Source organism: Mesorhizobium sp. M7A.F.Ca.US.006.01.1.1, from assembly GCF_003997935.1.
Classification (GTDB): Bacteria; Pseudomonadota; Alphaproteobacteria; order Rhizobiales; family Rhizobiaceae; genus Mesorhizobium.
Genome location: NZ_RZQL01000051.1, coordinates 18,647 through 29,738, shown reverse-complemented (window position 1 = coordinate 29,738; position 11,092 = coordinate 18,647). Strand labels below are relative to the sequence as shown.

10 protein-coding genes are annotated in these 11,092 nt (G+C 62.2%); 8 read left to right on the top strand and 2 right to left on the bottom strand.

From position 1 onward, the window contains the following. From EN943_RS11855 to EN943_RS11825, 7 genes are all read left to right on the top strand, one after another. The coding region (locus EN943_RS11855) for a glycosyltransferase (protein WP_245475748.1) at positions 1–885 on the top strand (885 nt) is incomplete at its 5' end. Between the two features lie 290 nt (positions 886–1,175). Beyond that, positions 1,176–1,571 carry a hypothetical protein gene (locus tag EN943_RS11850; protein ID WP_127412765.1) on the top strand — a complete coding sequence of 132 codons (396 nt, stop codon included), beginning with the start codon at positions 1,176–1,178 and terminating at the stop codon, positions 1,569–1,571. Between the two features lie 147 nt (positions 1,572–1,718). Then, positions 1,719–2,576, top strand: coding sequence for a family 16 glycosylhydrolase (locus tag EN943_RS11845; RefSeq protein ID WP_127412764.1), 858 nt, complete (start codon positions 1,719–1,721; stop codon positions 2,574–2,576). A gap of 67 nt (positions 2,577–2,643) precedes the next feature. After that, complete coding sequence (locus EN943_RS11840; protein WP_127412763.1) at positions 2,644–3,975, top strand: UDP-glucose/GDP-mannose dehydrogenase family protein; 1,332 nt, start codon at positions 2,644–2,646, stop codon at positions 3,973–3,975. 92 nt (positions 3,976–4,067) lie between these two features. Further along, entirely contained in the window at positions 4,068–5,510 is a 1,443-nt protein-coding gene (locus EN943_RS11835; RefSeq protein WP_127412762.1) for a GMC family oxidoreductase, read from the top strand. Positions 5,511–5,523: 13 nt separating this feature from the next. Next, positions 5,524–5,973, top strand: a complete 450-nt coding sequence (locus tag EN943_RS11830; RefSeq protein ID WP_127412761.1) for a hypothetical protein — start codon at positions 5,524–5,526, stop codon at positions 5,971–5,973. A 74-nt stretch (positions 5,974–6,047) separates the two neighbouring features. Further along, a complete protein-coding gene (locus tag EN943_RS11825) occupies positions 6,048–7,127 on the top strand; it encodes a glycosyltransferase (protein WP_127412760.1) in 1,080 nt (359 codons plus the stop codon). Between the two features lie 18 nt (positions 7,128–7,145). Here EN943_RS11825 and EN943_RS11820 read toward each other — a convergent pair whose 3' ends face one another. Then, positions 7,146–8,168 (bottom strand): phosphoribosyltransferase family protein, encoded by a 1,023-nt coding sequence (locus tag EN943_RS11820; protein WP_127412759.1) that lies wholly within the window; start codon positions 8,166–8,168, stop codon positions 7,146–7,148. Positions 8,169–8,220: 52 nt separating this feature from the next. Then, positions 8,221–9,717: a lipopolysaccharide biosynthesis protein gene (locus tag EN943_RS11815; protein WP_127412758.1), complete on the bottom strand. Its 1,497-nt coding sequence runs from the start codon at positions 9,715–9,717 to the stop codon at positions 8,221–8,223. Between the two features lie 186 nt (positions 9,718–9,903). Here EN943_RS11815 and EN943_RS11810 point away from each other — a divergent pair, with 186 nt between their 5' ends. Then, positions 9,904–11,076 (top strand): glycosyl transferase family 1, encoded by a 1,173-nt coding sequence (locus EN943_RS11810; protein ID WP_127412757.1) that lies wholly within the window; start codon positions 9,904–9,906, stop codon positions 11,074–11,076. Positions 11,077–11,092: the final 16 nt, after the last annotated feature.

The window sequence follows — 11,092 nt, the reverse complement described above, 5'->3', positions numbered from 1 at the left end:
GACACCGCCGATGTCGCACGATCCGCCGATGATGGCAGCGGGCGGCTTTCCGTGATGCGCCTCGATGTCAATCGCGGCCCCTCCTTTGCCCGCAACGCAGCCATCGCCGGCTCGAAATCGCCGTTCATCAGCATTCTCGATGCCGACGATTTTTTCCTCGAAGGCCGGTTTCGCAACCTGTTTGCCGGCGCCGATTGGGATTTCGCGGCCGACAACATCATGCTGATCAGGGATGATGCGACGGGCGACGCCACGAAAATCGTCGCGCCGCAATTTGCCGCCGAGCCGGAATTCCTCGATTTCGAGCGCTTCGTCGAAGGCAACATCTCCAGGCGCCGCGTGCAGAGGGGCGAACTGGGCTTTTTGAAGCCGGTGATCAGCCGTGCCTTCCTCGACCGCCATGGGTTGAGCTACGACGAGAGCCTGCGGCTGGGCGAGGACTATGAACTCTACGCCCGCGCGGTTGCATGCGGGGCGCGGTTCAAGGTCATTCGCTCCTGCGGCTACGGCGCCATCGTCCGCGCCGATTCCCTGAGCGGCCGCCACAAGACCCAGGACCTGAAGCGTTTGGCCGATGCGGATCTGGCGCTGCTGACAATCGACAGTCTGCCGGAAGGCTCGAAGGCGGTGCTGCGGCGCCATGAACGGCACGTGCGCGACAAATATCGGCTGCGTAATTTCCTTGACGTCAAGGCCGAGCGGGGGCTGGCATCGGCTGCGGCTTACGCCTTCGCCAGCCTGTCCAACCTCGTCCCCATCGTCCAGGGCGTGGCTTCCGACAAGCTCGAGGCGCTGTTTCGTCGCGTCGGCCTTGTGTCCAGCCAAAAGCCTGTGCCGCCACTGCGCTTTCTGATGGCCGGAACCAGCACGGGCAAGGAACGCTGAGAGCGGACCCGGTGCTTGCGATTTGCCCGCTCGCGGCATGTCATCACGCAAACCATTTCGGCCGGATTTATGAGTTTACGAATTGGGTGGTTGCCTCGCGGCTCCGACGATGGCAGTCTATGTTGCGGTGCAGCATAGTGGACGACCAGCCGAACTGGCCCCCGATCGGATTGGTCTGATGTCTCTCCCTCAAAAGGAGCAGGACAACGCAACACGAGTCTTTGAGCCCCGGCTGCGGGGATCGGCCAGAAGCCCGGCCCACAAGCCGGCGATGACAGGAACCTGAGTTCATGGCCTCGATATTCGGTTTCAGATCAAGGGATCCGGCCCGCGACCGGCAGGCCGATGTTTCACGTCTTGATCGTCTGGCAAAGCTGTTCGAGCAGATTGCGGCCGAGATCGAGGCCGAGAGAACCGGGCTTGAGAATCGCTACCGGACGACGTCGACCAACGCCGCCTTTCTGGTCGAAGCGATGGAAAACGGCTCTGCTTCCGACAAGCGGTCTTCGGAAGTCAGCGCACTGACACAGTCGATCCTGAATTGCGAGCGCCGCATCGCGGCGCTGTCGCGCCAGGACGGCATGATGAAAGAGCTCCGTCATTCGCTGGATATGGTCTTCGACGAGGATGCCTCCTCGGTCGCCGCGGCGGAATTCGCCTGGCCGGCAGGCGCCGGCAGAGGTTGAACGTGAAGGCTCGGAACTGTTGCAACAGATTTGATGCAAGGCGGGAAGCAATCGAGAGGGTCACAAGGGAGTCAAGGTTGGCCCGTTCAGGAGCGGTTCGAACGTCGACTTTGGGTTGGGGACACACAGCGCAAAGGTGAGTTTGGTATGAATTCGAATCCGAAACCTACGACAGCAATTGACGCACCGCCTCTCGCATATCGGACCGGACAGGCCGCCCGGCGGCGGCTGGGATCGCTCGGTGCGTTGCTGCTGGCTGCTCTTGGCGGTTTCCTGGCAACCCCTTCCTATGCCCAGGACATTCCGACATCGCCGTCCTTTGTCGATGATTTCAAAAGCTTCGACCGCACGCGCTGGTATGTTTCCGACGGCTGGAACAACGGCAGCCATCAGAATTGCACCTGGTCGAAAAGTATGGTCGACCTGTCGAATGGTGTGCTGTCGCTCGGCTTCGAAAAGCAGACGCTGAAGGATCGCGACTACGTTTGCGGCGAGATCCAGACCAAGCAGCGCTTCGGCTACGGCACCTATGAGGCACGGCTGAAGACCGATACCGGCTCCGGCCTCAACGCGGCGTTCTTCACCTATATCGGCCCCAGCGACAAGCAGCCCTGGGACGAGATCGACTTCGAGGTCCTGACCAAGGACACCGCCAAGGTGCAGGTCAATGCCTATATCGCGGGCAAGGGCAAGAATGAGAAACTGGTCGACGTGCCGGGCGGCACGGAGAAGGCCTTCAACGACTACGCCTTCGTCTGGCAGAAGGACAGCTTGCGATGGTACGTCAACGGTCAACTGGTGAACACGATTACCGACCCGGCGAAGCTGCCCAGCCATGCACAGAAGATCTTCTTCAGCTTTTGGGGCAGCGATACGATGAAGGGTTGGATGGGAGCGTTCGCGGATCCGGGCCGCAAGCTTTCCCTGCAGGTCGAGCGGGTCGCCTTCACGGCGCTCGGCGAACCCTGTCAATTTCCGGAATCGCTGGCATGCAGTGTAAAGTAGTTGGGAAAGTCGATTTGAACCGGCGGGGCCGAAAACGGTCCGTTGCCTTGCATGGGAATGAAACCGAATGAATTTGACGGTGTTTGGAATTGGCTATGTCGGCCTCGTGCAGGCGGCGGTGCTTGCCGAAGTCGGGCATCAGGTGGTGTGCGTTGACATCGACGCCGCCAAGGTCGAGCGGCTCAACCAGGGCATGGTTCCCATTTTCGAACCCGGTTTGGAAAACCTCGTCAAGGAGAACCATGCCGCCGGCCGCATCAAGTTCACCACCGATGCCGCCGCCGCTGTCAGGCACGGCGAGATCCAGATGATCGCGGTCGGCACACCGCCGGGCGAGGACGGCTCGGCCGACCTCAAATATGTGCTGGCCGTCGCCGAGACCATCGGCCGCGAAATGGACAAACCCAAGATCGTCGTCGGCAAGTCGACGGTGCCGGTCGGCACCTGCGAAAAGGTGAAGGCCAGGATCGCCGACACGTTGAAGAAGAGAGGGCGCGAGGACCTGGCTTTCGATGTCGCTTCGAATCCGGAATTCCTCAAGGAAGGTTCCGCGGTCGCCGACTGCATGAAGCCGGACCGCATCATCGTCGGCACCGACAGCGAGGACACCGAGGCTGTGATGCGCGAACTCTACGCGCCGTTCAATCGCAACCACGAGAAGATGATCGTGATGGACGTGCGCAGCGCCGAATTCACCAAATATGCCGCCAACTGCATGCTGGCGACCAAGATCAGCTTCATGAACGAGATGGCCAATTTGGCCGAGCAACTCGGCGCCGACATCGAGGAGGTCCGCAAGGGCATCGGCAGCGATCCGCGCATCGGCTACCATTTCATCTATCCGGGCCTCGGCTATGGCGGCTCGTGCTTCCCCAAGGATGTGCGGGCGCTGATCAAGACCGCCGAAGGCGTCAAGTTCGACGCCAAGCTGCTGCGCGCCGTGGAGGAGCGCAACAACGCGCAGAAATCGGTTCTCTTCGACAAGGTGGACCGCTATTTCAAGGGCAACCTCAAAGGCAGGACCTTTGCGCTCTGGGGCCTGGCCTTCAAGCCCAACACCGACGACATGCGTGAGGCGCCGGCGCGCGTCCTGATGGAAGCGCTCTGGAAGGCCGGCGCCAATGTGCAGGCCTATGATCCCGAGGCGATGCAGGAATGCCAGGCCATCTACGGGCTGCGCGACGACCTGCTTCTGTGCGGCACCAAGGAGGCGGCGCTGCGCGGCGCCGATGCGCTGCTGATCGCCACGGAATGGAAGAGCTTCCGCGCGCCGTCCTTCGACGCGGTGAAGGATGCGCTGACCACGCCGGTCATCTTCGACGGCCGCAACCTCTATGACCCCAAGGTCATCGCCCGCCACGGCATCGAATATCACTCGATAGGCAGAATGGCGGCATGACACCGGGCCCTGGCAGACGGATGCAAGACCGGTCCGCACACGGCCTGCGGGCGCTGGGACTGAGCGGGTATTTCTGTGTGGAGTTGTAGCTGATGGTGCTGGACGTAAAGCCGGAGCAAATCACCAAGGATCATTTCGATCTCATCGCGATCGGTTCCGGCTTCGGTTCGGCCTTCTTCCTGCATGAGTTCGCCAAGCGCCGAAAGGCGCGCATTCTGGTGCTGGAGTGGGGACGCCACAACACCCATGAATGGCAGCTCGAACAGAACGTCAACACCGACATCGAAGACGAGACGACCTACAAGACCAATTCCGACAAGCCGTGGAACTACACGATCGGACTGGGTGGCGGGACGAACTGCTGGTTCGCGCAGACGCCAAGATTTCATCCCAATGATTTCCGGCTGAAAAGCACCTACGGCATCGGCAATGACTGGCCGATCAGCTATGACGATGTCGAGCCGTTCTATTGCGACGCGGAAGACATCATGTCGATCTCGGGCGACCCCGACATGGCGGCGATGCTGCCCCGCTCGAAGCCGTTTCCGCAACCGCCGCATCGCATGTCGACACCGGACAGGATGATGAAAGCGGCACAGCCCGACCAGCACTTCGTCATGCCAACCGCCCGGGCTCGCGTGCCGACCGCGCAGCGCAGCTCGTGCTGCGCCAATCTGCGTTGCTGGCTATGCCCGGTCGACGCCAAATTCACTGTCAACAACGGGTTGATGCACGTCTTCGAGCATCCCGACATCTCGGTCTGCCTCGGCGCGGAAGTGCGCCGGCTCGATCACGTCGGCGGCGCTGTCCGTTCGGTCACGTTCAGCCATGACGGTAAGGAATACCAGGTCAGCGGCGATCTCTTCATTCTCGGCGCCAATGCCATCCAGAGCGCGGCGATCATGCTGCGATCCGGCCTGGGCGGTGAATTTGTCGGCAGTGGCCTGCACGAATCCTACGGCTGGAATTTCGAGGTCTATCTCGACGGCGTCGACAATTTCGACGGCAGCACCATCACCACCGGCCTGAATTTCGGCCTCTATGATGGTCCTCACCGATCGGAGCATGCGGCGGCACTGGTCTATTTCGAGAACCGCTGGCAGCATGGGATGCGTGCCGAAAAGGGGCGGCTACGCCAGGCGCTGCCGCTTGTCGTGGTCACCGAAAACCTGCTCGACCCCGAGAACTTCGTCACGCTTGACGCCGATGACAATGCCTTCGTCAGCTTCAAGGCGCCTTCGGACTACGCGGTGAAGGGCATGGCGCGCGCTCTGGAGAAATTGCCTGACCTTCTGGCGCCGCTGCCGGTCGAAAAGCTCTTCGACCGCGGCATCCGGCCGACCGAATCGCATGTCCAGGGCACGCTGAGGATGGGCACCGGCCCGGCCGATTCTGTGGTCGACAGCGGCATGATCCACCACCAGCTCAGAAACCTGGTCGTCGTCGGCACGAGCACCTATCCGAGCTGCTCCTGCGCCAACCCGAGCCTGACCGCGGCAGCGTTGTCCTTGCGGGCGGCGAGCCGGATCGCGTGAAAGGAGGTACGGGATGATCGAGATTTCCAGACGCTCGGCCCTGGCCGTCATGGCTGGCGGCGTGGTCTCGACAGGGGTCGCCTACGCCACGGTTTCCTCCTTCTCGGACGAGGATCTGGTGCGCGTCACGCTGGAAAAATACCTTGGCAAGTTGAACATCCGCATCGAGCATATGCAGCAGTTCGTGCTGGCGTTCCGCAACCGGAATCCGTGGAACTTTCCAAGCGAAAAACTGAGTGACGCCGTCACCCTGGTGGAAGAGCTCAAACTGGGCGCCGCGCGCCGCTTGCTGCCCCGGCAGAAGCGGGAAGATCTGCTGCATTTCGATCGCTGGGTCGTCGCCGAATTCCATATGCTGACGGACTACGCCTGGCGCAGTTCGCCCAACGACCCGATCCGGTTTACCGGCTGGCAATCCTGTACCAATCCCTTCGCCAATCTGGAGCCGCCGAAACTTGCCTGACGTCGAAAGCGAGGCGGCGGATTTTGCCTGTTGTCTCCGAGCAAAGAATACGAGATGCGACAAGGAGCCCGATCATGAAAGTTCTCTTTGCAGGCGGCAACGGCTACCCGCCCGAGTTCAGTGGCGGCGTTCAGTCGAGCACGCATCATCTGGCCGAACAGCTGATCGAGCACGGTCATGAAGCCGCTGTGCTCGCCGCCTTGTTCGGTGACGGTGTCTTTGGCTTCAAAGCGCGCGCCAAGATGAAGTTGTTGCGGCAGCCGGCGGTTGTCGACAGCTATCCCGGCTATCCGGTGGTGCGGGCCTGGTTTCCCTGGGAAGCGGCGGCTTATGCCGTCGACAGGCTGAAGCCCGATGTTGCCGTGGTCCAGTGTCACAAGTCGGTTCCGATCGGCAAGGCGCTGCAGGCGGAGGGCGTGCCTCTGGTCGTTTATCTCCGCAATGTCGAGTTCCATGAACTGGGCGGCGATCTGCGCGAATTGCATTCAGCGCTTTACATCGCCAATTCGGACTTCACCGCGCGTACCTACAAACAGGAGTTCGGCATCGAGGCGGTGGTGATCCCGCCGACCATCAACCCGGCGCACTACGCGACGCCGACGACGGGCCAGTTCGTCACGCTGATCAACCCTTATGAGGAAAAGGGCTTTGAGCTCGCGGTGCGGATTGCCGGCGCCTGCCGCGAAATTCCATTCCTGTTCGTCGAAAGCTGGAAGCTCGACGACGATCACCGGGCGCGGATCGAACAGACGATCGCTCCCTTGGGCAATGTCGTCCTGGAGAGCCGCACCAGCGACATGAAGACGGTCTATGGCCGCACGAAGATCCTGCTTGCTCCCAGCAAGTGGGAAGAGGCGTGGGGCCGCGTCGCTTCGGAGGCCCATTGCAGCGGAATCCCGGTTATCGGTTCGCGGCGCGGCGGTCTGCCCGAGGCTGTCGGCTCCGGTGGCGTGGTGCTGGATTACGATGCTCCGCTTGCCGATTGGGTCGCGGCGGTCAGGCGGCTGTGGAACGACAACCAGGAATATGACCGGCTTTCCAGTCTCGCTCGCAGCTTCGCCGGGCGCCCGGAACTCGATCCCGATCGCCAGTTCATCACCTTCTTCTCGATACTGGACAGGGCCATGCAGCAGCGCGCGCGACAGGCGGCGTAACGGCGCCGCCTGAGCGGGTCAGGCCGGGCGCTTGACCCGGCTTTTCAGCGTCTCGTAGCCGCGGGCGCCAAGCAGCGCGCGGGCAATGGTCTTGGCGGCGCTCTTGCGGCCCTCTTGCGACTTGATCTGCCGCAGCCTTGCCGGCAGGTTGCGGGCCGCCTGGCCAAGTGCCGGCAGCGACAGCGCGTCAGGAAAGCTGACCATATGCGTTTCGACGCACAGCACCGGCTTGCCTGACAGTTCAGTGATCTTCAGCGCCTGTTCGTGCTCGCTCTCGATGAACAGGATGGCATCGGACTTGCGGTAGAAATCGGCCTTGAAACTGCCATGCGCGCCAAGCCGTTGCCGTTCGGCCTTGCTCGGCAGATCGAGCATGATCAGCTGGTCGTATTTGATCTCATGCTTGGCGAGCCATGCCTCGGTGAGCGCGCGGTATTTCTCCAGCCGGCTGGTGACCAGCCAGCCGATCCTGTGGGTCGCGACATGGAGCGGCCGCGCTTCGCTGAGGAATTTCTCATAGGCCGGGCCGTCGTCGTTTTCCGCCTCTGTCGGATCGAGGCACAGCACGCCATCAATGTCGACGCAGCATTGCGCCAGGAATTTGTGATGCATGAAGTTCCACTGGAACATGCGCGGATGCGGCACGACCTCGAAGACGAGGTCGGTTTCCTGGTGCAGGGGCTCAAGGCCGAACACGGCGGCAAAGGTGAAGTCCGCCTCGATGCCCCCAGCCTGGATGCGGGCGCGTGCGTCGCGCATGGCGTTGCCGCCGGCGACGCTGTCGTCGATCACCAGCACCTTGCGCATCTCGGAAACCTTGCGGTCGAGAGCGGCACGGCGCTTGGTGACGCCAGACGTATAGATCCGACCTGCCAGGAAGCTGTCGAGATCGGTCATCGGGATGTTCGCGGCAAGGCTGACCAGCGTCGCTGCCAAAACGCCGCTTCTCGGCACACCGACGACCAGGTCGATGTCGCGCGGCAGCCGGTGCAGGCCCCTGACGATGGCGTCGTTCATATCGGAGATCGATCGGTAGTGCATGGTTCAGACCTGGTCCTGGAGGAGATGTCCGTAGCAGTCGAAGACGCCCAAATTATTGCGCCTCGCGCGGCGCTGCCGCAGGCGGCCTTGCCGGCAGCATCTTGAGCGCCTCGCGCAAGGCTTCGCGGCCGGAGGCGAATGCCAGTGCGATGACGACGGTGATGAGGTAGGCGAGCACGGCGCCGCTAGCCAGGGCAACGACGTGCTGCTGCGGCAGCAGTGGCTTGATGAACCAGATTGCGGCCAGTGCCAGATGGGCGCCAAGCACGAACGGCGTTGCCGCGCGAAGCACATGGTGCGCCTGCAGCGGCCCGCTCTTGCCGACATAGAGCCACAGGAACGGCGTCCGCAGATATTCGCTGATCGCATAGGCAATCGCCACGCCCAGCGCGCCATAGGGCAGGCCGAGCATGAAAGCCAGCACCGACGTCACGGCCGTTATGATGCCCCAGCGCATGAAATCGCCGGAGCGGCCCTGGCTGACGAAAAGCCACCCCGCCGGATTGTTGAGCGGCTGCAGCAGCCCGGCAAAGCCGAGCGCCAGGAAAATCGAGGCGCTTGCGCGCCATTGCTCGCCGAGTACGAAGGGGATCAGCACATCCGACATCGCCGTGGCGAAGGCGACGCCGGGAAGCGCCACCAGCAGGATCAGCGGCATCACGCGCAGATAGGCGCTGCGGTAGCGATCCGGCTCGTCCTTCAGCCTGGAAAGGGCCGGGACCATCACCTTCGACAAGGGGTTGGTGATCTGGCTCAAAGGAAACAGAAGCAGCTTGTAGGCGCGGTCATAGAGGCCGAGTTGCGCCTCGCCCCAATATTTGCCGATCAGCACATTGTCGAGGTTGCGGGCAAAGAAATTGGCGAAGTTGAAGCCGGTGATGCCGGCGCCGAAATTGATCAGCTCGCCGATGCCGGCGACCTTGCGCGGCAGGCCCGGACGCCAGCGCGAGCTCGCCCAGTAGCAGAGCGTCGGCAGCACGGCACCGGTCAGCGTGCCGGCAAACAGGGCCCAATAGGAGCGATCGATGAAGGTCCAGGCGATCGACACGGCAAGCCCGGCGATGGCGCTGGCGACGTCGATGACGGCCAGCCGGCCGAACTGCATGCGGCGCGTCAAGAGCGCCAGATGCTGGGCGCCCAGCCCATAGGCCATGATCTGCAGCCCGAACGCAGCCACCAGACCCGTCACGCGCGGCTCGCCGTAGAAGGCAGCAACCAGCGGCGCCGCACCCGCAAGCACGCAAGCCAGGATCGCGCTGACGGCGACATTGATCCAGAAGAGGTAGTTCACCTCCTCATGCCGGATGCCTGATTTCTGGATCGTCGCCTGGGTCAGGCCGAAATCCTGGAACAGTGCGATAAAGGCAAGCACCGGGGCGCACATCGCCACGACACCGAAATCCTGTGGCGACAACAACCGCGACAAGACGATAACGGACAGGATCTGTGTCGCGACCCGCACCGATTGCGCCATGGCCGTGACAACCGCGCCGCGCCCAACCGATTTGCGCAAGGAGCCTTCTGGCGGATCGAATGCATTGGCTTCCAAATTCAGGATTCCTGATTTTTTTACGTGGATTTCCGAGCCCGAAAATCCACGACCGCCGCCGACCACAAACTACGGCAATAATTTTGCAGTGCAACAGAAAACGTCGATTGGTGCAGCAAAAATGTTGCGATGCAGCAAGAGCTGTACTAGCATTCCCTTGGGTGGGCCAACAGCGGTCGAGTTTTTATGCTGCATGTCTTGTACCTTGTGCACGACGTTTCCGACCCGGCGGTGCGCCGGCGGATCACGATGCTCAGGGCAGGTGGAGCCCAGGTCAGCTTGGCCGGCTTCCGTCGCACCACGAATCCGATTGCGGATATCGAGGGACTGCGCCCGATCGACCTCGGCGCGACGCGTGACGGGCGATTCGGCCAACGCCTCGCGGCCGTCGCCAAAGCAGCCGTTTCGATAGGCTCGAAGCTGGGCGGCATGCCAAAACCGGATGTCATCATCGCGCGCAACCTGGAAATGCTGACACTTGCCCGCCGCGCTAGGTCAGCCTTCGGTGCATCGGTTCCGATCGTATACGAGTGCCTCGACATTCATCGGCTTGTGCTGCGCAACGATGTCCTGGGCAAGGCGCTGCGTGCCACCGAACGCTTTCTGGCGAGGGATGTGAAGCTGTTGGTGACCAGTTCTCCCGCCTTCATCGCCAATTATTTCAAGCCGTTCGGCCAGGTCGCGGCACCCATCGAGCTGGTCGAGAACAAGTATTTCGAGGCCGCGGCGATCTTGCCCGGCGCTCCGGAGGCTGAAGAGAGCCCGGTCGGCCCGCCATGGCGGATCGGCTGGTTCGGCGCGCTGCGCTGCCGCCGCTCGCTCGAGCTGCTGGCTGATTTCTCCCGCCGCATGGAGGGCCGCTTCGAGATCGTGCTGCGCGGCCGTCCGGCTTTGTCGGAATTCCCTGACTTTCACGGCTTTGTCGAAGCCGAGCCATGGCTGTCGTTTCTCGGACCCTATCGCAATCCGGAAGACATGGCGGCGATCTACAACGATGTCCATTTTTCCTGGGCGATCGATTTCTTCGAAGCGGGGCAGAACTCCGAATGGCTTTTGCCCAACCGGCTCTATGAAGGCTGCCGTTTCGGCGCGGTGCCGATCTCCATGGGCAACACCGAGACCGGGCGGTTCCTCGAACAGCAGGATATCGGCGTGCTGTTGCCGCAGGCTTCGCCCGAGGCACTCGAAGCCGCGCTGGGCAAGATGGAAGAGCATCGCTTCGCCAGGCTGAAGGGGCGTGTTCTGGCGCGCAATCCGAGAACCTGGAGCTACGATCGTAGCGATTGCCGGGCGCTTGTCGAGCGGCTGCGCAGCCTGACGGCCGTGCCCGGTTCCTTTGCCGCCGAGGCGTTGGCATAGGATGGCCAGAGATAGA